Source organism: Thermicanus aegyptius DSM 12793, from assembly GCF_000510645.1.
In the GTDB taxonomy this organism is placed as follows: domain Bacteria; phylum Bacillota; class Bacilli; order Thermicanales; family Thermicanaceae; genus Thermicanus; species Thermicanus aegyptius.
Window position 1 is genome coordinate 2,255,661 of the sequence record NZ_KI783301.1, and the last position, 23,388, is coordinate 2,279,048.

Consider the following 23,388-nt stretch of genomic DNA (forward strand, 5'->3'; position numbering starts at 1 on the left):
TGTCAGTTAACCTCCCATAATAAAACTAAGGGAGGTTAGTTTATATTTTATCAACTTCATCCGACTTCCCTCCAGCCCCCCCAAAAAAATATGTAAGGTGATCTTTATGAAAGTAGCTATTTACGCAAGAGTATCTTCGGAAGATCAACAAGAAAGAGGCACAATTGGAAACCAGACTGAATTTGCCCAGAAATATTGTGACCTACATCAATTAGATGTATTGCATTGGTATCTTGATGATGGGATATCCGGGACTATTCCTCTCGAAGAACGCGAGGAAGGAAAGAAGCTCTTGGAAGACGCAAAAGCCGGGAAAATTGACTTGCTCCTGATCTATCGTCTGGATCGACTAGGCCGATCCGCACGAATCATTTTAAATGCAGTCTATGACCTGGAACAAAACGGGGTTAAAATTCGTTCCATGACCGAACCCTTCGACACCGGCGATCCGTCTGGGCGTTTTCTCCTAACCATCCTCGCAGGTGTTGCGGACCTGGAACGGGAAACAATCCTTGAACGCATGTGGTTAGGAGCAAATCGTGCGGCCCGCTCCGGCAAATGGCTGGGGGGGATTGTCCCTTATGGATATCGAGTGAACAAGGATGGATTTATTGAGGTCAACGAAGACTTTCTCCCGGGCTTTGATATGAGTGAAGCTGATGTGATACGCTTAATCTATCGTCTTGTTGGGGAACAGGGAATGTCCACAATCAAGTTGGCGGATTATCTAAATGCGCTTGGTATACCTCCTTCTTATGTAAAGGACGCACGCATGGTTACGCAAGGAAAAAGAAAAGTTGCCACGTCCGGTATATGGCTTCCCGGAAGAATCCGAAATATGATTGTAAACACAACCTATAAAGGAATTCATTATTATGGCAAACGAACAAATAAGAAAAGAGAGCTTATTAAAAGAGAAGTCCCTGCAATCGTTTCTGAGGAATTATGGCAAAAAGCACAAGATGCCTTGAAACAGAATCAGATCGAGGCCATGCGAAATTCCAAAAGGAAATATCTCCTCAGAGGCTTAATCAAATGCGGTGTTTGTGGGCTCACCTATCACGGATCAGTTTTTGGAAAGGAACTAAAGGCGTTTTATCTTTGCGGTGGGAAAACTTCCTATCACGGACCTTTTAAAGAAAAATGTGTTTCGAAGAACGTCCCGGCAGAATGGGTGGAGGAGTTGGTCTGGAATGATTGTGTGAATTTTATCCGTAACCCTGGAAGTGCCATGATGGAAATGGCAGCAACCTTTGAGGAACGTACATTTCATAAAAAGGAGATCCTCGCGGAATTGGAGAGTGTAAAAAAGGCCTTAAACGAAAAAGAGGAAGAGAAGCAGAGCATTCTCGACCTTTACCGTAGGAAATTGATCGGAAGTACCGATGTGGAAATCCAGCTTCAACGTATATCCAAAGAGAAAGACTCATTAGAGCTTAGAATCGCGGATCTCGAAAATGAACTAAGGCTGGAGGATGGGATGGCGAAGCAGTTTTTTTCCGTGGAAGAGTTACTTAAAGATCTCCGGAGCAAAATTGAAGGAGACCCTCCGTTTGAGGTGAAAAGGGAAATCATCAAGACGTTGGTGAAAGAAGTGGTCGTCCATACGATTCCAAAAGAAAGGGGAAGGCCAAATGCGACGGTTACTGTACACTTTACCTTTTCCAAGGATGTTCCACGCACGGACAGGGATTCATCGAAGCGATTAACATGAATCGGGCAGGGAAGGTGAGCGCCCCCCTCGCCCTGCCGATGGTCACCTGACCATCTTCCAGCGGCTGGCGCATCACTTCCAGGGTATGGCGGGTAAACTCCGGCATCTCATCGAGAAAGAGAACGCCCCGGTGGGCCAGAGAGACTTCCCCGGGCCTTGGGACGGCTCCCCCTCCCACCAGTCCATGGACCGAAATCGTATGGTGAGGAGACCGGAAAGGACGGTTTCGCATCAAAGTGCCCCGCTCATTTAGTCCCGCAATGCTGTAGATCTTCGTCACCTCCAGCGCTTCCTCCCTTGTCAAGGGAGGAAGAATCGATGGAAGCCGCCGGGCCAGCATCGTCTTCCCCGAACCGGGCGGGCCCACCATCATGAGGTTATGAAACCCCGCCGCCGCCACCTCGAAAGCCCTTTTCGCCTGATATTGTCCCTTCACTTCCTTAAAATCAGGGAGAGTCTCCTCCTCGATCTTCTCCTCATCCTTCATACGTGAACGTGGTATCGGAGAGGGATTTTTCAAGTATGAAACCACCTCCTCCAGACTTGTCGCCGGAAGAGTCGTAATCTCTAACAAATCCCCCTCATTCCGGTTCGCTTCCGGAATAACCACCAACTCATACCCCGCCGCCTCCGCCGCCATTAACATGGCGAGGAGCCCCTGAACCGGGCGCAAGCCCCCTTCCAGGGAAAGTTCCCCTACGAAGAGGATCTTCCTGAGGTCAAGGGGGGTTTTCAATTGTCCGCTGGCAAGAAGTATCCCCACCGCGACAGGCAGGTCCAAAGAGGAGCCTTCCTTCTTCATGTCGGCAGGGGCTAAATTGGTCGTAATGCGAAGGAGCGGGAACTCAAACCGACTATTGCGTATGGCGGAGCGCACCCTCTCCCTCGATTCACGGATGGCGCTGTCGGGAAGTCCTACCAGATCGAAGGTGGGCAATCCGTTGCTCAAATCGATTTCTACCTCAATGAGGTGTCCGTCCACCCCATATACGGTTGCTCCATATACCCGAGCGTACACTTGATGCATTCTCCTTATCTACTCAATATCACAACATGTCGCATGGATTACTCCTATCCTCATTCGTATTCTACATCTATCGTCTAAATCCTTTTATGAGTTCCCAAAAATCACCCTTTTCCTTAGAACCGATTCAGGTTAGCGTCCCAGCAGGAAGAGAGTGGAAGAGAGAAAGAGGATAAAGAAATTGGCCACCCCATACATGAGGTGAACCGTTTCGACGATGTGAGAAGGCCGAAGCGGATGAAGCGGCTCTCCCAGGTAGGCACGGAAAGATTCCACTCCTTGATAGCGATTGAATCCCCCTAAACGGATCCCTAATGCGCCCGCCACCCCGGCTTCAGGAATCCCACTGTTGGGACTGGGATGCTTGCCGGCATCGCGCCACATGGTTCGCCAAGCCCCCACGGCATCAAGGCGGTAAACGAAAGAGAGAAGTACAATCAGGATCCCGGTGATGCGGGCAGGGATGATATTGAGCACGTCATCCAATCGCGCCGAAGCCCAGCCTAAGTTTTGGTACCGTTCGTTTTTATACCCCACCATCGAATCGAGGGTATTGGCGGCTCGATAGGCTAGGGCGAACGGCGCACCACCCACTGCGGCATAAAAAAGGGGGGAAATGATGGCATCCACGATATTCTCCGCCACCGTCTCCACAGCTCCGCGAACCACCTCTTTCTCCTCCAAGTGTTCCGTATCCCTTCCCACAATCATGGATAAAGAAGCGCGCGCATGCCGCAGATTTCCTTCCCTCAGCTTGTCATACACCTCCATCGCCGCATCCGCCAATCCTTTGGAGGCGATGGTCGTCGAGATGAGCCAAATCTCCAGGAGTTCGGAAAGCCAGGGATGAATCATCTTTAATCCCGTAATGAGCCCCCAAGCAATCCCCCCGCTTCCTCCAACCAAACATAGAGGATAAAGAAGGCCAATCCGGCGAAGCGCCTTCTCCGATGAAGCCATTCTCCTCAAAAACGGTTCCATGCGGCGAATGATGTTTCCCATGATTACCACCGGATGAGGAATGAAACGCGGATCTCCAATCCCACGATCCACCAGATAGGCGAGGAGAAGTTTCAAAGAGAGCATCATCTCGCCAAAGCCTCCTTAATGGCGGCATAGACCGCCTTGCCCACTCCATCTCCCAACGTCGTCGCCGTCCCGGCGAAATGATGTGGATACTCTTCCCCCTTCCCGCCCTGGACCGCCAAAACGATGGAATCCGTCGTGGTTCCCGTGGCGATTTCTCCATCTACGGTACGTACTCCCAAATCCTGCAACAGGGCGCACTTTGCCTCTGTGGCCGTCATGATGAGATTGATCATGGCTGCCTCGGTAAGCGATGCTTGCAAAAAGAGAAAAAGGTTGATGGTACCGCTAAGGTAACTGGAAAAAAGAGACTTCACTTTCCCCACCCGTCCCGTATTAGAAAGGCCTGCCGTGGCGCAGACGACCAACCGGTACTGATCACCCACCCTCTCGATCACCGAGGTTCGCTCCAAATTGGCTGCGGTAAGAAGAACCACCGTGCCTTCCTCCTCAAATCCCCAGGTGGCAAGGCGCTCCTTCACCCACTCCTCGGGGTTGTCGCTGTGATAAGAAAGCGGAACCTTTCCATTAATAAAGCGACTTATCTGTCGCAGCCCACCTCCCCAGAGTGCAGAACTCAGGGTGGTCATGGTCTCACCGCTTTCCACCAAAAGGTAATCGGGATGTAACTGAAAGGTAAGGGTGGGCCAAAAAGAAGGGGAGTACATGTAACGATCTGTTCCATTCCCATGCTTCAACCAAAACGTGTTCATCCCCTTTGCTCCCCTTTAAGACGCAGAGGGAGCCCGGCCACTACCCATGTCACTTCATCGGAGACGGACGCCACCCTTTGGTTTAATTCCCCTAAGAGATCGGCATACCATCTCCCCAGAGGGGAGAGCGCTACACCGCCGAGACCGATCTCATCGGAGACGATAAGCCAATTCTGATCTCTCCCCTTGATCACTTCGAGAAAACGGGAGATGTCCTCTATGATTCTTTCGTTATGCCTGGCTCCGCGCCATTCCGCTTCCGGAATGGGGGACAACCGATTGCTTAACCAAGCGGAGAGGGAATCCAATAAGACCACCCGATCCCCTTCTGTGATGGATGAGATTCGTTTTAAATCGAGAGGCTCTTCCATCACTCGCCAAGAAAGGGGACGCCGCGCTTGATGAAGACGAATCCGTTCTTTCATCTCCTCATCCATGCAAACGTTGGTCGCCACATAAGAAACCGGCCCCCCATCTCCTTGAGCCAACTCCTCAGCCACCCGGCTCTTTCCGGAACGAATCCCGCCTAACACCAGATGAATGGTCATCTTTCTCCCTCCCCTTGTTTTACAAAAAGGACCGGAGCCTGTTCGGATCCTACCCGCGAAAGGAGAAGATCCCGCGCCCGTGCCATCTCCTCCATCAATCGTGCATTCTCCGTCCGCGTGCGAACCGCAATGCGAAAATGGAATGGGGTTAATCCCACATACGAAGAGGCATTGCGGATGAGAATGCCCCGCTTTCCCAAAACCTCCTGCAGGTCCGTCACCGTAAAAGGATCCAGAATACGCACCAAGAGGTAATTGGCGGCGGAGGGATAGACCCTCCACCCCAGCCGTTCCGTAATCGCCTCGTTAAGAAAGCTCCTCTCCTGCTGAATCAACACGCGCGTTTGTTCCACATACTCCTTCTCGTCAAGACAAGCCAGTCCCACTTCCTGTGCAAGGAGATTGACACTCCAGGGCACCTGAAAACTCTCCAGCCGACGGATCATGTGGGGTGAAGCCAAAGCATATCCTAAGCGTAATCCGGGAATGGCATAGATCTTCGTCAGGGATCGGAGCAAGAGAAAATAAGAATCGTGGCGGAGAAAGGGAAGGAGGGTCGCCTGCTCCTGATCAGGAAGAAAGTCGATAAAGGCTTCATCCAACACGCAGAGAATCTGTCGCGCTTTACTCCATGCGAATAGATGAAGCAATTCTTCCCGTGCATACACACTGCCCGTCGGATTATTGGGAGTGCCCAGGAGGATCAGGTCACACTCCTCAAATCGGGCCAGCATCTCTTGAAGATGCGGGCGGTATTCATTTTCCTCCGCAGCCACATAGCGGACGATTTCCACCCCGTAGATCCTCGCCATCCGCTCATATTCAACGAAAGAGGGGGATAGGAGCCCCACCCTCCGAGGACGGAACGCTTGGAAGAGAAGAGAGAGCAGTTCTGCCGCTCCATTCCCGACGAGAATAAAGTCCTCTTCCATGTGGTGCAAAGAAGATAATTTACGGGTTAAAGCCCGTTTCCCCGGATCTGGGTAACGATCAATCCTCCCCATGGCCTGTTCCATCGTTTTATATACCGTAGGGGGTGGTCCCATGGGATTGATGTTGGCACTGAAGTCGAGGAACTGGTCCGGATGAAACGGGAATTTCTCCGCCGCGCTCACCCGATCCCCCCCATGGCCATATTTCTCCAACCGACCCTCTTCGAGGTTCATCCTCGTCACTATCCTTTCCACTTGAACCTCCACTCACATCATCGATCACTCACTTAAAGACGTCCGGATAAACATCTTTCGCGATCTCCTCCAAGGCATCCATGAGACGAGGGCCAGGGCGTGAAACGGTATCCTGATTCAATTGGTAGATTTCTCCATTCTTAACCGCCGGAACTTCCTTCCAGGCCGGACGCTTCTTCACTTCTTCTACGGCATTGGGTACATAATCATAAGTTAACAAAATGACATCCGGTTTGGCCGCCACCGCCTGCTCCTCCGTCCACTTCGGCCAACCTTCCTGATCGGCGGCCACATTGATGGCTCCCGCCGCTTCGAGAAGCTCATTCATAAAAGTTCCCTTTCCGGTGGTATAAAGTTCCGGGGGAGCAGAAATCTCCACCCATACTTTTTTCTTTTTATCGGCTGGGATCGTTTTCGCTTTCTCCACCACCGCCCGGTAACGTTCCTGCATGCCTTTAATCACTTCTTCTCCTTTATCGGAAGTGCCCGTCACTTTCGCCAAAAGTCGAATAGATTCATAGACCTGATTCAGAGAAGTCGCGTCGTTCACCACCAAAACGTTTAACCCCGCTTCCCGCATCTTGGCCACCTGATCCACTTGTCCCGTCACATGCCACTGGTTGGCCAGCACAAGATCGGGATGGAGGGAGACCACTTTCTCAAGATCTACATTCATGTCGCCCACTTTCTCTTTGTTCTTTACCTCTTCCGGATAATTATCATTGCTCGTCACCCCTACGATTTGATCCCCGTATCCCAACGCATAAATAATCTCTGTATTGCTGGGAATGAGGGAGATGATCCGCTCAGGGGCTTTTTCCACCGTAATCTCTTTGCCCGTCCCATCCTTGACGGTCACAGGGAAGGCATTCTCTTTCGTTGGGTTGTTTTCCGTGGGGGCGGTCGTCTGTGGATTCGAAAGTTGACCGGATGCGCTCTGTTCCGGTTTCCCTTGATCGGCACTGCACCCGATCATGCCCATCATGACTAGCGACAAGATAAGCAGGAACAGGCTTAATTTACGAAAGATCGACTGTTTCATTTTTTCCCCTTCCTTTTTACTGGTCTATTGGTCCATAAACATTTTTATAAGGACAGCAGAATCGATTCCCTTTTCTTTCTATCCCACCTCCATCCTCGAGTTTCCCTTCATGGCGGCATGAAAAAGGAGACTTCCCCTTCAGGAAATCTCCTTTTGCAAACGGATTTCGATACAAAGCTATGTATCTTCTCTGCCGTTGCCCTTTTCCTCGAAGGGAACTTGCCGTTCTTTTAGGCAGGTCTCCTGGCTTGCAGTTCCTCGATTCGTTCACCTTCCCATGCACGACGGTACACAGTGGCTGCCTTTCGGCCTAAACGTCTCTCCCTGCTTACAGTGGCGGGACCGCGCCGGATTTCCACCGGACTTCCCTATTAACACTTAGCGAGTCAACTAAGTGACCTAAAAGAGATATGAAGTTGATCTAAGCTTAATTATAGTAAAAAACCGGAATGAATCAACCGTCTTAGGATCTAAACAGGATCAAAATTTACATCATTCATCCTTACTTTACTCCTCTTTCTTTCTGACCACCAATACCGGGCATCTCGTCTGATGTATCACCCCGTAACTAACACTTCCCAAAAGTGAACCTCTTAATGGCCCCATCCCCCTCGCCCCCATCACGATGTAATCCGCCTTCCACTGATCCGCAGCCTCCACGATTTTCTCTGCAGGGTTGCCCATCTCCACAACCTTTTCATAGGGGATGTGGGCTTCTTCCAAAAGGGACAGATAAGGAGTCATCACCGCCTCTCCCAATTCCTCGGCATAGGAACGTATTTCTTCTTTGGAGAAAAAGATCTTGGTATGGGCGGTATCGAAACTGGGCTGTACGTTCATGATAAGAACCTTGGCGGCAAAAGCCTTGGCCAGTTTCATTCCTTCCTGCAGCGCCTCTTTGGAATGGTCAGATCCATCTACCGGAACCAGAATCACCATCTTGAACATCGCCTCCCCTTCCGGCCTTTATCCAATCTGTATGATAACTTCGACGGAGGGAGGCGATTCCCCTTCCTTGCCGGGCTAGAAAAATAAAATCACACAAAACATTTTCATGATATCGTTTTCATTTTTATTATGATATAATAGAGAATAGTACAATAATTCTGTTACATAGAAAGGGAAAAGAAATGGCAGGTTATCGGCAAAAGCCCCCAATCCACAGGAGGGAAAAAGATGAACCCCCAGTTATCCTTTCATTCAGCCAGAGAAATGCATAAGAAGATCGATGAATTGGCCAATCTTTGGAGGACCTATGTTTTGGAAAACCATGACCCAGGACCCATACGACAAGATGTTCTGGAATCGTGGAAGCGGAGTGAACAATTCGGCGTAAGCCCAAAACAGAAAAGGACCTCGATCGTATGGACCGATGAAGAGATAAAAGAATGGACTCGGAAATCAAATTTCTATAAGATTTCTTATCCCATCTTGCAACACCTAACCTCTCAAATCAAGGGAACCGGTCACATGGTGGCGTTAACCGACCATCATGGGCGAATCGTCTATTTGGAAGGGGACCAACCGATTTTAAAAAAGGGGGAAGAGATTCATTTCCTTCGCGGGGCCGATTGGAGCGAGAAGACGGCAGGCACGAACGCCATCGGAACATCCCTCGCGCTCTCCCACCCCATCCAAATTTTCTCCTATGAGCATTTTAGCGAAGGCTTCCATCCCTGGACCTGCGCTTCCGCTCCCATCCGCGACCCGTTTACCGGGGAACTACTGGGTGCCATCGATCTGACCGGGCCCACCGAGTTTGGGCAGCCCCATACGTTGGGAATCGCCACGATGACCGCTTCCATCATACAACAGGGATATAAAGAAATCTCCCAAAAGAATTATCATCTCCTGCATGATCATTTTTTTAAAACGTTGCAGCTCTATAAAAATGACCCCCTGATGGTGCTCAGCTCTACGCTGCAGGTGATCGATGCTTCGGAGAAAGCCTTTGCCTTATTTCAGATGCAGGATCTCCATACCTTTTGGTCCCTTCCCGGAATGGACGGACTAAGGGAAGCCCTCCTTCAACAACGGGAAAGCAAAACCGAGATCGAACTATCCTCTCGTTCGTTAAAAATCATCTCCCAACTTCTCATGACGGATGGGAAGAAAATAGGGTACCTCCTCCATCTAAAGCGGTCGGAAAGAAAGCCGATTCCCCGCCTTATCCCGGAAGACCCGTGGGAGGAATTGATCGGGCAATCCCAGGTAATGAAAGAACTGATCCAAAAAGGCAGAAAAGTCTCTCCCACCAATGTTCCCGTCCTCTTAACCGGGGAAAGCGGTACGGGAAAGGAGAGGTTCGCCCAGGCGATTCATCGGTCCAGCCTCCGCCATAAAGGACCTTTTGTCGCCATCAACTGCGGGGCCATTCCCAAAGAACTGATGGCCAGCGAACTCTTCGGTTATGAGCCGGGAACCTTTACAGGAGGGAACCCGAAAGGGAAGGCCGGAAAATTCGAAGAGGCGAATGGAGGGACCCTCTTCCTGGATGAAATCGGAGAGATGCCTCTGGACCTGCAAATCTATCTGTTGCGGGTATTGCAAGAGAAGGAAGTTATACGGCTCGGTTCCTCCAAACCGATCCAGGTGGATGTTCGGATCCTGGCCGCCACCAACCGAAATTTGGAGGAAATGGTGACGAAAGGGCTATTCCGGGCAGATCTCTACTTTCGCCTAAACGTGGTGGAGTTAAAACTCCCTCCCCTGCGGGAACGAAGGGAAGACATTCCACTCTTATGCCGATATTTTCTCCGGAAAAGCGCCATGAAGCATCAGAAACAGGTCTTGCGACTGGACGAAGAGGTAATGAACCTCTGTATGCATCATCCCTGGCCCGGGAATCTCCGCCAACTGGAGAACGTGATCGAACACGCCCTCATTTTCGCCCATGGGGACATGATTCAGCGGACGGATCTCCCGGCCTCCCTCTTCTTTCAACCTGAGATGGCATCGGAAGAAGAGGGGGAAGGAGAGGAGGATAACCCCCTGGCTGCAGAAGAAAAACGTCTGCTCCTAAAGCTTATCCTCGAGACGGATGGGAACCTCTCCGAAGTGGCAAGACGTTGCAACATCGCCCGATCCACCCTCTATCGGAAACTGCGGAAGTACAAGATAAAGATGAAATAAACCCCGTCATAAAATCTCCATCAACTCTGAAAACGGAAAGTTCACCTCTTTATCCCCGATCATCGAAATTCCAGGAACACGGCTGATACCGCATCGGAACTCATGCGAGGTTCATACCCTCATATGCGGGGTTCATACCCGAATAAAGGAAAATGCGCCCGTTTTCGGGCGCACGTAGAAAAATCGCCATCAGATTCCACAAAATATCTCCAGTTCTGCATCACCATTCCCCTCAAGCAGCGTTTATCTCGGGACCGGGCGCCCCAACCATTCTTCGTAGAACGCATCGATGTCCGGCTCAAACTCCTTGATGACCGGATACCAAGGGGCCACATTTTCCACCTCCAATTGGGTCCCGCAGGAAGGGCAGTAATATTCCCGGAGCACCTGCCAGGCAGGATCGGGTGCCAGGAGCTTGGGATAAATCTCTTCCAGCTTCTCCTCCGTATCCCTCACATAAACCAACGCATGGAGTTTCCAATTGTCCGATGCATCGCAAAATTCATGGCCGCAATCGCACTTCACCACCCGTTTTCCATCTTCTTTCGCCACGATATAGAGATGGAGGCCTGCCGGAAGGAGGATCTTCTCCTTCCAGGGAACCCGCTCCTGCAAAATCTCCAGGTATAGATCAAAGCGATCCGGGTCCTTAAAACTGGAGAGCATCTCCTTCAGCTTAAAGAACTCAATCGTCCCATCGATCAATTCTTCAATGGTCTTCTTCTCATATTTCGCCATCTGTGATCCCTCCCTTTTTGGCTCTTTCCCGCAAAAATCGCCTAATGACTCCCCGACGCACCGGAAGAGTGAATTTAGTTGCGGCGATGCGCTCCGAAGATGGGCATCTCCTGCGCTAACTCGCTTTCCGTCAATTCCCATTCGTCGGGCAGATTCCAGAAAGCACGGAATTCCTGGAGAAAGCGACCACTTAAGGCGAAGCTGGAAGCATACATGTGGCGCACCTGGATGGCTGCCTCTTTCTTCAGAATTTTTTCCCGTTCCATCTCCATCCATTCCCGCGTCGGCCTGCCTCTTTTGATCCGCTCCTGCCGGATCTTCCTCCTTCGCTCTTCCGTCTTTTCTTCATCCACCACCCATTTCCCTTTCTCATTCCGTGAAATGACGGCTCCGTACACCTTCTCCGCATAGTCGGGCAAAAGATGGCCACCATTCAGATCCTGTTCAATCGCCTTCGGTCTCCTCTCCAGGGGGTCGCCGAATCCAGGGCCCCCTCGGAGATAATTGAGGTAAAGATCATAATTCTCGAAGATGGCCTCTGTGGTGATCGCCTGCTTATCCCGGTATACCTCTTTGGCATTCATCACCTTCTCATACTGGGGATTGCCGGGATCGGGATCGCCTCCCAGCGGGATGGGCAGTTTCTTTTCGATCCGTTCATTCAAATCAGTGCCATGGGCTTCAAAACGATATCCCGATGCAGCCGGATATCCGCCCATGAGCCCCCCGTCGCTCGATACATAACCGTTCCCCATGAAGAACATGGTCCAATCCTTCGCACCCCAAACCATGCGCAGGCTCTCATACCCATTTCCTCCCCGGTATTTGCCCGCTCCTCCCGTATTCGGTTTTATCTTTCGGCCCAGGTAGATCAGGGGTTCGGCCAATTCCCAGATCTCCATATCCCCCATGTCCCCTTCCGGGTTCCAAACCGCGGCGGCGTGATCAATTCCATCCTTTACCGCACCGGCGCCTACCCCTTCCGCCGCCGACTCAAAACTGTTCACCGCATGATTCTCATGAAACTGGTTGTATCCGCCTCCTTGCAGCCAGTTGCTGGTATTGGCATTCCCTGCGTTTACCTCTTCCAAGTATCCCCGGGCAAAATAGGCTCGGCTTAGGGAACGCCACAGGGGGCTCCAGGCCGATACGAGGAAGTGCCACGCGTAACTATGGGCGGTGCGGATATCATCGGGGTTGAGCCAGGAACCGTACGGTAGATCAAATCGGCTGGCAAAGTAAGCGCCGTCATTGATCCGGTCATTGGGGACGAGGGTCTGGGAGAGCATCACCCAGATGCCGCTGGTGATGGATACCGGGGTTGCGTTATAGCTGTGCCATCCCCAGCGATTTACCCCTTCAAAATCAATTTGGAACTTCCCATCCTTGTGAATGGTCATCTCATGGGGAGCATGCATCATGGTGTCGATCCGGGCATAGGGAGGGACATCCACATTCCGATAAGGAATATCGACGAAGGAGACGCCTCGGTACTTTCCAGGAATGGTGAGTGTTTTCACCTGATTGATAAATCCCCGCCGCCCGTCTTCAATCACTTCCCGGATGAACTGCTTATAGGCATCAATCCCCTCATCCTCCACCATCTGCAGGACCAGATCCCGAATCATGTGGCAGCCGGCAATCCGGGTCCGTTCATCCAACAGCCAATATTTGGTCGTGCGGATGGAACGTTGGCTTTCAATGAGCCAATCCCGGGAAAGGGTATCATTCTGACCGATTTTGCGGCAGGCGATCTGATACCCGTCGTCATAGCGGGTGACCGGTCCCACCGTCATGCTTCCCGGCGCGGTGGCGCCCGTGTCGATGACGTGGGTGACGCCTCCCACCCAGCCGATCAGTTCATCTCCCCAGAAAATGGGGACGATCGTGTGGACGTCGCAGGGATGGACATTCCCGATTTGACAATCGTTGTTGCAAAAGATATCCCCCGGATGGATGCCCGGATTTTCTTCATATTCGTTGCGGATCATAAACTTGATGGCGGCGCCCATCGTCCCCACGTGGATGATGATCCCCGTGGACGTGACGATGGAATCCCCCTCCGGGGAATAAAGGGTAAAGCAGAGTTCCCCTTCCTGCTCCACGATCGGGGAGGCAGCCACCCGTTTCGCCGTTTCCCGGGCGTGAACCACCCCTCCCCGGAGTTTGGCAAACATCTTCTCAAAACGGATCGGATTCGATTCCTTAAACGGAAGCTCCGTAAGCCCGGCGTAATGCCCCGTCTCTTTGCTGATGCGGTCCATCTCTTCCCGCATCTCCTTCAGGGTCTTCCCGTTCCAGCCAATGGCCTTATTGGGGCTTACTCCTGCTTTTAAATCTTCTTGCCGAATGGCCAAAGTAAATCCCTCCTTTTTTCTGTCTCACATTCCAGTTCCTTTTATGCGTTCCGCGGCTCTTTCAAGTGAAAGATCCGGTGGGCATCCAAATAGGTCTCGTAACCGGGAGGCACGACAAAGGTGGTGGCCGAAGATTCCAGAATGGCAAATCCTTTCACCCGGTTTCCTGCCTTTAAAGCTTCCATCTTCCATATGTCGGCCTTCACCCATTCTCCTTTCCAGTACACATTCCTTTGCCCCACATAAGCTTCCGCCGGGGGGGTTGCTCCCTGCAGGGGCTCTTCGGGAATCTTCGGTTTCGGCACATCGACGATTCCCCGGACGATCGCCCCGGTGACGGAGTACCCCAACTCCGGAGAACGGGCCGCCTTCGCATAAACCCTGGCATACGTCTCTTCAAAGGCATTCACCAATTCTCCCCAGTCTTTCACCGTTTTTACCTCCCGGATCGGGGATTCGATCTCCAAGTCGTTTAATTGCCCCTGGTATTGCATGCGGAAGTAGAAACGGAACTTCACCTTCTCCTTGGAAAAAAAATTCTTCTCAAACTCTTCCGCCACTTTTTCCGCCAGTTCTTCCCACGCCGCTTGTAAGGCGGCACCGGCCGCTTCTTTCTCCCGATCGGAGGCGTTGGCGTTTACATTAATGTCCAAGGTTTTATCGTAACGGTATTCAAAATCGGCCGCCCCGCACCCGAAGGCGGAAAATCCGGCCGCCCAGGCCGGGACCAGGATATCCTCGAAACCGAGTCCTTTCGTGTAGCCGGCCGTATGAAGGGGGCCGCCTCCTCCATAGGAAAAGCAGACGTATTGGGAGGGGGTATAGCCTTTCCCCAGGATCATGGACTCCAAGTAATTCCTGAGCTGCGATTCGAGGAGATCAATCACCCCATAGGCCGCATCTTCCACCGTCAACCCCAAAGGATCCGCGATCTGCTCCTTGATGGCCTGGTAAGCCCGTTCCGGATAAAGCTTCACCTCACCTCCCAGGAAATTGTCCGGGTTGATCAAGCCCAGGACCACGTGGCAATCGGAGACGGTCACCGTATCAACCCCTCCGGCCGGGTTGCAGACCCCCACCCGGTAACCGGCGCTGTCCGGTCCCAGGGTGATCGACTTATAATTCGGATCGATCCGTACAAAACTTCCCGCCCCTGCCCCCACCGAATCCATGGCCACCAACGGGAGAGACATGACGAGGCGGGCCATATCGGGACTTGAATTAATGCTTAGGTCCCCCTGGGTGATGAGGGCCATATCAAAGCTGGTCCCGCCGATGTCGGAGCAGGCGATGTTCGGCAGCTTCAGATAATCCCCCAGGTATTTCGCCCCCACCCCCCCGCCGATGGGACCCGAGACGAGGGTTCGGGCCAGTTCATTGGCTCGAATGCTGATCGTTCCACCGTGGCTCGCCATCACCCGAAGATCAAAGTGGGCCCCTTCTTCTTTCATCCGTTTGTCGATTTTGGAAAAAGTCTGCCGGGAGGGGTCTGCCGCATAGGCTTCAATAATGGTGGTGTTGGTCCGATGGGATTCCTTGCGAACAGGATAGTAATCGACGGAAGCAAAGACGGGGATGGAAAGGCCCCGCGCCGCGATGATCTCTTTCGCCCGATCCCTCACCCTGCGCTCGTGATCCGGGTACTTATACGAATGGAGGAAGCTGATCACAATCGCCTCCACATTCTCGTCGAGGAGTTCATTCACTGCCGGATCAATCTCGTGTTCGTAAAGGGGGATCACCACGTTTCCGAAGAGATCTACCCTTTCCGTCACCCCCCTCGTCCATTCCCTGGGAACCAGGGGAGGATCATAGCGGTGGGTGTTTAAGTGGATCCGATCGGAGTATGAATACCCCAGATAAGACTGAATCGCTCTCCCCATGCGGTGAAAATCTTCCATCCCTTTGTTGGTGATCAGGCCAACACGTCTTCCCTTCCGGGAGACGAGGCGATTCAACATCGCCGTTCCGGAGTAAACCCCTGCCACCATCTGTGGGAAAGCATCCCGGACTTTAATCTCCCACTGGGAGAGGGCGTCCCGGGAAGAATTAAGGAGCCCCACCGATTCATCCTCCGGTGTAGATTGGGCTTTCCCCACCACGAACTCTCCCCGGTCATCAATGATAAAGGTGTCGGTCATGGTGCCTCCCGCATCAATCGCGAGAATTTGCGGACTTCTCATCGCCATCTGTTGAATCACCCCTTCTTTATTTTCATGGTCAGGAAGCGGGTCTTCTCTCTTCTACCCCTTTTGTCCTTTGGAGGAGAAGGATGAGCCCCCTCTGCTCTTCCCTTCCTACCCCATCCGTTGCAAGTACCATGCCAAAACACCCATGTTCGTCTTCTTCGCCTCCATGCTGCGGTCATTGCACCTTCTCTCCTTTGATACCAGGCGGCGGGCACCGCCCCCTTCTCCCTTGATTTCCAAGATCCGATGGCGGCAACATGATCGGATGAAAACGTGAAACGAGCCAATTCTCTGAACCGGTGTTGAACCGGGAGGAGAATAAGCCGACCTTCCATGTGTTGCAAAACGAAACAACTGTATCACTACAGAATGAGACAGGTGTAATTCGGACGAGATTTGAAAAAACCCCTTTGTTATTTGGGGATTGACAGTTTATCACCCCCGTTGTATAGTGAGGACGAACGGAATGATCGCAGAGATCGAAGTCTGTTGTATTACACAACAGGCGAAGAAGCTCTTATTTCGTATGAAAATTCTTTTTAGCGGTCCTCGATGAGCAGTCTCCGTTTTCTTTATCTTCGGTGATCTGTTAATCATCATAAATCATGATGTTTTCTCATTTTTCTTTTAAAATCGAAAGGGGAGGTACACATGGGTAAAGCGGTTTGGTTTCCCGATCCGAAATGGATTGAAGCAACCCGTCTCGATCGCTGGATGAAGCAACTGGGGTTTACTAACTATGAGGAGTTCTTCCAAGCCTCCGTCAGGGATATCGGCTGGTTCTGGGGAGAAGTGGAGAAGGCATTGGGCATCGAATGGTTTCAGCCCTATGAAAGGGTGCTCGATCTATCCCAGGGGATCCAATGGCCCCATTGGTACGTGGGCGGCAAGATCAATGTGGTCCATAATGCTCTGGAAAAATGGAGCCGAAACCCCGCGACGAAAGAACACCTCGCCCTCCTTTGGGAGGGGGAGGATGGAAAAACGAAGAGATACACTTATTCCCAATTGGCGGAGTGGGTGGAACGCGTGGCGGGAGGATTACGACGTCTGGGAATTGGCCGCGGAGACCGGGTCACCCTCTACCTCCCCATGATTCCAGAAACGGTGGCGGTGATGTTAGCGCTATCAAAAATAGGAGCCATCTTTACTCCCGCCTTTTCCGGGTATGGAGCCGAAGCAGTGGCCAAGCGGGCCCATGCCTCTTCATCGAAGCTGCTCGTGACGGCCGATGGATTCCTCCGCAGGGGAAAGGGGATTCGCATGAAGGAAGAGGCGGAGCTCATCCCCTCCCTCGCCCCGTCCATTGAAAAGGTCCTCGTCGTCCGTCGTTTGGGAATCGAGATCCCTTGGGTAGAGGGGCGAGATGTGGATTGGATAGAGGTGGAAAAACCCCATGAATGGGGCGAAAGCACAGAACGAATGAATAGCGAGGATCCCTTCATGCTCCTCTATACCTCAGGCACCACCGGAAAGCCGAAGGGGACGATCCACATCCACGCCGGCTTTCCCATCAAGGCAGCCTTCGATGCCGGATTCGCCATGGATTTACATCCTGAGGAGATCCTCTTCTGGTACACCGATATGGGTTGGATGATGGGCCCCTTCATGGTTTTTGGCGCGCTCCTCAATGGAGCCGCCGCCCTCCTCTACGAAGGAAGCCCCGACTTCCCCGCTCCGGACCGGTTATGGGAAATCGTAGAAAAACACCGGGTCACCCATCTGGGCGTCTCCCCCACCTTGATCCGGTCCTTAATGCGGTTTGAAGGCGCGGAAAAACGCCATGAGGTAAGGACCCTGCGGGTGGTCGGCTCTACGGGAGAACCGTGGAATCATGAGCCATGGATGTGGTTATTTCAAAACGTTCTGGGCGGAAAAGTACCGATTTTTAACTACTCCGGAGGAACGGAGATATCCGGCGGAATCCTTTGCAATCTCCTGATCAAACCGATCGCCCCCGCCTCCTTTAACGCGCCCGTCCCTGGAATGGATGTGGATATCTACAACGAGACGGGGGAACCGGTCCGGGGGGAAGTGGGAGAGCTGGTGATCAAAAAACCCTGGGTAGGGATGGCCAGCGGTTTTTGGGAGGAGCCAAAACGTTATGAGGAGGCTTATTTTAGCCGTTGGCCCGAGGTGTGGGTCCATGGAGATTGGGTGATTCAGGATGAGGAGGGGTTTTGGACCATCACCGGCCGCTCCGATGATACGCTAAACGTGGCCGGAAAACGGATTGGACCCGCCGAGGTGGAATCGATCCTGGTCGACCATGAGAGTGTGGTAGAAGCGGGAGTGATCGGGGTTCCCGATGAGATGAAGGGAGAGGCGATGGTCTGCTTCGTCGTGGTAAAACCTGGGGTTGAACCCTCTCCCTCTTTGAAAGAGGATTTGATCCGCTCCATCGTGGAGCAAATGGGGAAAGCATTTAAACCGAAGGAGCTTCATTTTATTCAGGAACTGCCGAAGACCCGAAACGGAAAAATCCTACGCCGGGCGATTCGCGCCTCCTACCTGGCTCAGGAAGCAGGCGATCTCTCCGCCCTGGAAAACCCGGCAGCCATCTCCGAGATCGGGGGAAAACGGCAGGAAGGGTAAGGTTTATTGGTTGAGACGGGAACCGGCGATAGGAGGCGGAGAAATCCCCGTGAAAACGAGCCAGATCCTGAGAAATTATCCGATCATGGTGGAATCCCCCGTCTCCTCTCCCCAATCTTGTGCCTTCCGGATCTCGATGGGAACCTGAAGCCGGTGAAAGGTAGGAACGAGATCCTCCACTCCCCGTTCCATATGCTCCACCCCAAAGAGGCGGGTTTCCCCTTCCGCCATCATCCCGGCGATGAGGAGTGCAAGCCCTGCCCGTACATCGGTAGCTTGTACATCGGCGCCGGCAAGGGAAATCCCTCCTCGGATGAGGGCGGTCGCTTCTCTCCGCTCAATCCGGGCACCCATGCGGAGGAGTTCGGGAAGGTGGGAAAAGCGGTTCGGATAAACCGTCTCCGTCACGATGCTTCTTCCCATCGCCTTTAGCATCAGTGCCGTTAGGGGTTGCTGGAGATCGGTGGCAAAAGCCGGATACATCCCGGTCCGAACCCTGGTGGCTTTGAGAGATTGAATTCCTTCCGCATAGAGGCTTTCCTCTCCCACGTGAAAGCGGGCATTCATCTCCTCCAGTTTGCGCAAAAGGGGAGTCAAATGTTCCGGAATCACGTTTCGGATCTCCACCGCGCCGTCTGTGGCGAGGCCGGCGATTAAGAAAGTCCCTGCCATGAGGCGGTCGGGAATGATGGTATGCTCTGCCCCACGGAGCCTCTTGACTCCGACGATGCGAATCGTATCCGTTCCGGCTCCGTAGATCTTTGCCCCCATCTTCATCAGAAGATTGCAGAGATCCACCACCTCCGGGTCCCGGGCGGCATTTTGGAGAATCGTCTCCCCTTCCGCTTTCACCGAGGCAAGAATCATGTTGATCGTGGCGCCGGATGTAATGACGTCAAAGGTGATCTTCGCCCCTTTTACCTTCTCCGCCTGAAGATAGAGACCGTCCCGGCTCCGAACGATCCTCATCCCCATCGCCCGAAAGCCTTTTAGATGCTGATCGATGGGCCTTGCGCCGAAATCATCGCCTCCAGGCAATCCGATCAAAAGGCTGCCAAGGCGTCCGATCAGGGAACCGATAAAATAATAGGAAGCCCGATATTGTTTCGCCCATTCCCCGGGAATCTCCCGTTTTCCATTCATCCCGGTAGGATCGATTCTTACGCTCCCCCTTCCTTCCCGGGTGAACTTCACCCCAAGTTGACGGAAGATGGAGAAGATCACCTCCACATCCCGGATCTGAGGGATGTGGTGAAGAAGAACCTCTCCATCGGCTAACAGGGCTGCCGGAAGCAAAGCGACGGCACTGTTTTTCGCTCCTTGGACCGAAACGACGCCCTCGATTCGATTCCTGCCTTGGATCTGTAGATAGCGCATGGGCAAACCTCCTGGCGGGAAGATTCACGTGATCTGTGACCCGGTTAGTATTCCTCAATTTTCCAGATGAATAACTTCTTTCCCATGAGAAACAAAGCAAGTTTTACATACTCATAAGAATTTTCTTCGTCCTCGCCGGATAATTGGTAATAATTCCGTCGACGCCGAGGGATATCATCCGGGAGAGATCTTCTTCCCGATCGACGGTCCAGGGACGAATCTTCATTCCTGCCCTTTTCGTTCCCTGGATGATCTCCTGCACCGCATTATAGAAATATGGGTGGAGGGATGTGGCCCCAACTCTCCCGGCGTACTCCCAGGGCTCATAAAGCCCGGCCACATAAAGAATGGCCCGTTCCATCTCAGGGGCGATCCTTCCCAACGTGACGAGGCTATAGTGATTAAAGCTGGAGAGGATTACCCGGTCGCTCAGCCCATAATGGCGCACCAATTCTACCACTTCCTTCTCCATTCCTTCATAGGGGAGGATGCCGTTCTTCAGTTCGATGTTTAGCAAAAGAGAGGTTGAGGCAATCCAAGCCAGAACCTCTTCCAAGAGAGGAACCGGTTCCCCTCCATAGCCGTTTCCAAAGTGGGCGGCTGCATTCATCCGACTCAGTTCTTTGTATGTTTTGGTGGCGACCAATCCTTTCCCGTCGGTGGTTCGCTCCAAAGTCTCATCATGAATCACCACCAATTTGCGATCGGCGGTCCGTTGTACATCCAGTTCAATGCCATCTGCCCCCTGTTCCAGGGCTAGGCGAAAAGCGGACATCGTATTCTCGGGGGCATCTCCCGATGCGCCTCGATGGGCAAAGATAAGGGGCCGCATCGTTTCTCCTTTCCAGGCCGTCAAAAACGCCTTTTCTCATATTTTTCCATACATTCTTCGATGGATCGATGTGAAACCGAGCTCCCCGCTCCGGTTCCCCCACCCATTAAAAAGCACCTTCCAGATGGCGCAGATGTGCTTCGATCTCATCCTTTTCCCGGCCATAGTGAATCTCAATCACGTCAAAACGAATTCTTCGCTCCGTCAGCTTATGGGAGAGAAGATACTGTTCCGCCACGCGGCGGATTTTCTCCCGTTTTTTACGGATCACCGATTCGGCTCCGGTACCAAAGGCGAGGCTTCTCTTGGAACGAACCTCCACGAAGATGAGGGTTCCTTCCCGTTCGCAGATGAGGTCAATTTCTCCAAAACGAGTGCGGTAATTGCGGTGCAGAATCTGGTACCCCCGCTTTGAAAGATAGCGGGAGGCATCCTCCTCCGCTTTATTCCCCAATTCCTTCTTATGTAACCGCAAAGGTTCGTTTTCTCCCCGATGCGTCACCCCTCTCCGCTCCCCCTCTTCAATCCCGAGATGATTCTCTTTTTCCCTTGCACGAGTTAATTTTTTCGCTGCCGGGTTGTAGGAAGCATCTTCTTTCATCTTCCTCCCTCCCTGCGCAAAAGTTCCGCCCTTTTTTCCATCCGATAGATCATGCTTAATACCTCCGCCACTACCCGATATAGCTCCGGAGGAATCGTCTGGTCCACTTCCACCTTCATCAGGAGGGAGGTTAACGCTTCATCCTTATACAGAGGAACCTGATGTTCCCGAGCGAGCTTTAAGATTTTCTCCGCACTTTTTCCGCGTCCCTTGGCCACCACCTTTGGAGCCCGATCTTTTCCCAGACGGTAACGTAAGGCAACAGCCGCCTTTTGTTTTTCCAACTTCCATCCCCGCTTGGTCAAAGGAACGCCTCCTTTCTCCGGAAAGTCCCGCTCATCATTTATCGTTTAAGACCCGGTGAATGGTTTTGGTAAGCAGTAATTTTCACACCCGATGGTCGATGTGGGGGGCAGGAAACGGGGAGACCGTTCCTCCCTCCACCGCTTTTTTCAAAGAAGAGAGGGGAGCCCATCTTACCTCTTCTAAGCGATATCCCAGCGCCTTAAGCCCCTCCATCATCTTCTCCTTCTCTTCCATGAGAAGGCGATGCCCGTTCTCCAAATCGGAGAAGAAATAGAGGGAAGCATTTCGCCCCGCCACATAGAGGCGAAGGGCCATCTCGCCCAATAAAGGAAGCTCCATGGAGAGGGAAAGAGAGAAATACGACGGGTCCATCTCCTTCCCCTTCCGCCTCCCGATGATCTCCATGAAGGAATGGAGAGGTTCATCTCTATGATAAAAAGGAAACTGAAGGAGGGTATGGAAATAGTTCGCCTCCCCATCTTGACGGAGGAGGAATTGTTGCCCTGTGAACCAGAGATCAATATCACGAATCCATCGCTGGGAGGAAGCGTGCGCCTTCTCTCCTTTTAATCGGTGCAGGAGCTCCTGCATCGACGCGAACAGAAAGAGGGGAAAGGACCTCTCCCCTTCTCCTTTGATTCCGATCCTGGCCATCTCTTCCAGGGAGAAGTTTTTGACCATTTGTCCCCATAATTCCCTCAGTTCCTTTACGGTGGAGGAAGAATCCTGGGAAAGAAGGCGTAGGAGTTCCCCCATCCGAGCCGCCAGAGGAGGGCCGAAGAGAAAAGAGTCTAAGGCGAGGGCGACTTCCGGTGTAAAGGGAAGGGAGTGCTCTCCCATGAACTTAAGGAGCGTGGAGAGGCGGGAAGACTCCATGGAAGGAAAAAACTCTTTCCACTCCTTCAGGGAGGAAAAATCCAATCGAAGCGGGGGAAGGGGGGTGTCGCCCCGATTCCGTGCCAATCCCTTTTGATTCGCATCTTCCGCCTTGACATGATAACCTAGATCCCTCTGTTCCTGGGGCAAAACTCTCAGGATTTCCACCATCAGGTTGGATATCATCCTCTTCCCTCCCTTCATCGATTTAATTCCCCTTGATCTGTTCCTTCACCCCGGCAAAAGTTCGGCGATGGGCAGGGCAGATCCCGTAACGGGCAATCGCCTCCAGGTGTTCCCGAGTCCCATACCCCACATTCCGCTCAAAGCCATACATAGGGTACTCTTCGGCCAGCCGCATCATATAACGATCCCTCGCCACTTTCGCCACCACGGAAGCCGCGGCGATGGAGATGCTCTTCCCATCCCCTCCGACGATGGAACGTTGCGGCAGATGGATCGGCAAAGAGAGAGCGTCAATCAGGAGGTATTGGGGAGGATGAGGAAGAGAGGTGACCGCCTCGACCATCGCCTTTTTGGTGGCATTCAGAATATTGATTTGATCGATTTCCTCCGGGTAGACCCAGCCTAACCCGATCGCAACCGCATTTTTTCGGATCTCCTCTTCAAATCGTTCCCGTTCCACAGGCGTAAGTTGTTTTGAATCATTTAAACCGGGAAGATAAAATTCAGGGGAGAGGATGACGGCGGCGCTTACCACCGGGCCGGCCAAGGGCCCCCTACCCACCTCATCGATCCCGGCGATATAGAGATAACCGGCCGCCCACAGTTCCTGCTCATAATGGCTCAATTCCCTCCAATGCCTTCGTTCCTCTTCCCGGCGTTCCCGAACTTTCTTCACCTGGGCAAGAAGCTTCTTCACACCTTCCCGTCCATCCTCCCGTACCATGCTCTCCCATTCTTCATCCACCAGAAAATCCACCGATTCCAAATAAGCACGCATCTCACCGATGGTTTGCCGCTTCCTATTTTCCATACCCATCCCACGCCATCTTTGAAGAAGTTCCCATGTGAACCCCGAAGGCGCCGATGCACCTCCATCTTTACTCC

Annotated in this window: 19 protein-coding genes and 1 riboswitch; of the genes, 3 read left to right on the forward strand and 16 right to left on the reverse strand. The window is 52.5% G+C overall.

Going from position 1 to position 23,388, the window contains the following annotated elements; genetic code table 11:
- Positions 1 to 106 precede the first annotated feature (106 nt).
- On the forward strand, positions 107 to 1,714 hold the full coding sequence (locus THEAE_RS20835; RefSeq protein WP_039944451.1) for a recombinase family protein: 1,608 nt from the start codon (positions 107 to 109) through the stop codon (positions 1,712 to 1,714).
- On the opposite strand, the gene THEAE_RS20840 is transcribed toward THEAE_RS20835, so the two are convergent.
- The 7 genes from THEAE_RS20840 to THEAE_RS0112005 form a co-directional block, all read right to left on the reverse strand.
- A complete protein-coding gene (locus THEAE_RS20840; RefSeq protein WP_245605554.1) occupies positions 1,656 to 2,741 on the reverse strand; it encodes a YifB family Mg chelatase-like AAA ATPase in 1,086 nt (361 codons plus the stop codon). The genes THEAE_RS20835 and THEAE_RS20840 overlap by 59 nt on opposite strands.
- A 129-nt stretch (positions 2,742 to 2,870) precedes the next feature.
- Positions 2,871 to 3,827: an adenosylcobinamide-phosphate synthase CbiB gene (gene cbiB, locus THEAE_RS0111980; protein WP_028987651.1), complete on the reverse strand. Its 957-nt coding sequence runs from the start codon at positions 3,825 to 3,827 to the stop codon at positions 2,871 to 2,873.
- Positions 3,824 to 4,537: an adenosylcobinamide amidohydrolase gene (locus tag THEAE_RS20845; RefSeq protein ID WP_052329971.1), complete on the reverse strand. Its 714-nt coding sequence runs from the start codon at positions 4,535 to 4,537 to the stop codon at positions 3,824 to 3,826. Before THEAE_RS20845 ends, cbiB begins: the two co-directional genes overlap by 4 nt.
- The gene (cobU, locus tag THEAE_RS0111990) at positions 4,534 to 5,085 is read right to left on the reverse strand and encodes a bifunctional adenosylcobinamide kinase/adenosylcobinamide-phosphate guanylyltransferase (RefSeq protein ID WP_028987652.1); all 552 of its coding nucleotides are present in this window, start codon (positions 5,083 to 5,085) and stop codon (positions 4,534 to 4,536) included. Before cobU ends, THEAE_RS20845 begins: the two co-directional genes overlap by 4 nt.
- Positions 5,082 to 6,272 carry a threonine-phosphate decarboxylase CobD gene (gene cobD / locus THEAE_RS20850; RefSeq protein ID WP_052329973.1) on the reverse strand — a complete coding sequence of 397 codons (1,191 nt, stop codon included), beginning with the start codon at positions 6,270 to 6,272 and terminating at the stop codon, positions 5,082 to 5,084. The genes cobU and cobD overlap by 4 nt, the downstream gene beginning before the upstream one ends.
- Before the next feature lie 28 nt (positions 6,273 to 6,300).
- A complete protein-coding gene (locus tag THEAE_RS0112000) occupies positions 6,301 to 7,314 on the reverse strand; it encodes an ABC transporter substrate-binding protein (protein WP_028987653.1) in 1,014 nt (337 codons plus the stop codon).
- 216 nt (positions 7,315 to 7,530) lie between these two features.
- Positions 7,531 to 7,732: riboswitch (cobalamin riboswitch) on the reverse strand.
- An 89-nt stretch (positions 7,733 to 7,821) separates the two neighbouring features.
- The gene (locus tag THEAE_RS0112005) at positions 7,822 to 8,262 is read right to left on the reverse strand and encodes a universal stress protein (RefSeq protein WP_005581815.1); all 441 of its coding nucleotides are present in this window, start codon (positions 8,260 to 8,262) and stop codon (positions 7,822 to 7,824) included.
- Between the two features lie 228 nt (positions 8,263 to 8,490).
- On the opposite strand from THEAE_RS0112005, the gene THEAE_RS0112010 reads away from it, so the two are divergent.
- A complete protein-coding gene (locus THEAE_RS0112010; RefSeq protein WP_028987654.1) occupies positions 8,491 to 10,446 on the forward strand; it encodes a sigma-54-dependent Fis family transcriptional regulator in 1,956 nt (651 codons plus the stop codon).
- A 243-nt stretch (positions 10,447 to 10,689) separates the two neighbouring features.
- Here THEAE_RS0112010 and THEAE_RS0112015 read toward each other — a convergent pair whose 3' ends face one another.
- The 3 genes from THEAE_RS0112015 to THEAE_RS0112025 all read right to left on the reverse strand — a co-directional run bounded on the left by THEAE_RS0112015 (position 10,690) and on the right by THEAE_RS0112025 (position 15,730).
- Positions 10,690 to 11,184, reverse strand: coding sequence for an acetone carboxylase subunit gamma (locus THEAE_RS0112015; RefSeq protein ID WP_005581818.1), 495 nt, complete (start codon positions 11,182 to 11,184; stop codon positions 10,690 to 10,692).
- A gap of 74 nt (positions 11,185 to 11,258) precedes the next feature.
- Positions 11,259 to 13,541 carry a hydantoinase B/oxoprolinase family protein gene (locus tag THEAE_RS0112020; RefSeq protein ID WP_028987655.1) on the reverse strand — a complete coding sequence of 761 codons (2,283 nt, stop codon included), beginning with the start codon at positions 13,539 to 13,541 and terminating at the stop codon, positions 11,259 to 11,261.
- A gap of 41 nt (positions 13,542 to 13,582) precedes the next feature.
- Entirely contained in the window at positions 13,583 to 15,730 is a 2,148-nt protein-coding gene (locus THEAE_RS0112025; protein WP_028987656.1) for a hydantoinase/oxoprolinase family protein, read from the reverse strand.
- 651 nt (positions 15,731 to 16,381) lie between these two features.
- On the opposite strand from THEAE_RS0112025, the gene THEAE_RS0112035 reads away from it, so the two are divergent.
- A complete protein-coding gene (locus THEAE_RS0112035) occupies positions 16,382 to 18,325 on the forward strand; it encodes an AMP-binding protein (RefSeq protein WP_028987658.1) in 1,944 nt (647 codons plus the stop codon).
- A gap of 75 nt (positions 18,326 to 18,400) precedes the next feature.
- Here the strand turns inward: THEAE_RS0112035 and murA are convergent, their stop codons facing one another.
- From murA to THEAE_RS0112070, 6 genes are all read right to left on the reverse strand, one after another.
- Entirely contained in the window at positions 18,401 to 19,702 is a 1,302-nt protein-coding gene (murA, locus tag THEAE_RS0112040) for a UDP-N-acetylglucosamine 1-carboxyvinyltransferase (protein WP_005581821.1), read from the reverse strand.
- A 103-nt stretch (positions 19,703 to 19,805) separates the two neighbouring features.
- Positions 19,806 to 20,534 carry a glycerophosphodiester phosphodiesterase gene (locus THEAE_RS0112045; RefSeq protein ID WP_028987659.1) on the reverse strand — a complete coding sequence of 243 codons (729 nt, stop codon included), beginning with the start codon at positions 20,532 to 20,534 and terminating at the stop codon, positions 19,806 to 19,808.
- Positions 20,535 to 20,640: 106 nt separating this feature from the next.
- Entirely contained in the window at positions 20,641 to 21,135 is a 495-nt protein-coding gene (locus THEAE_RS0112055) for a YraN family protein (RefSeq protein ID WP_005581824.1), read from the reverse strand.
- The gene (locus THEAE_RS0112060; RefSeq protein WP_005581826.1) at positions 21,132 to 21,440 is read right to left on the reverse strand and encodes an EscU/YscU/HrcU family type III secretion system export apparatus switch protein; all 309 of its coding nucleotides are present in this window, start codon (positions 21,438 to 21,440) and stop codon (positions 21,132 to 21,134) included. The genes THEAE_RS0112055 and THEAE_RS0112060 overlap by 4 nt, the downstream gene beginning before the upstream one ends.
- Before the next feature lie 82 nt (positions 21,441 to 21,522).
- Complete coding sequence (locus tag THEAE_RS0112065; RefSeq protein WP_005581827.1) at positions 21,523 to 22,503, reverse strand: hypothetical protein; 981 nt, start codon at positions 22,501 to 22,503, stop codon at positions 21,523 to 21,525.
- A gap of 22 nt (positions 22,504 to 22,525) precedes the next feature.
- On the reverse strand, positions 22,526 to 23,314 hold the full coding sequence (locus THEAE_RS0112070; protein WP_039945135.1) for a ribonuclease HII: 789 nt from the start codon (positions 23,312 to 23,314) through the stop codon (positions 22,526 to 22,528).
- Between the last annotated feature and the right edge of the window lie 74 nt (positions 23,315 to 23,388).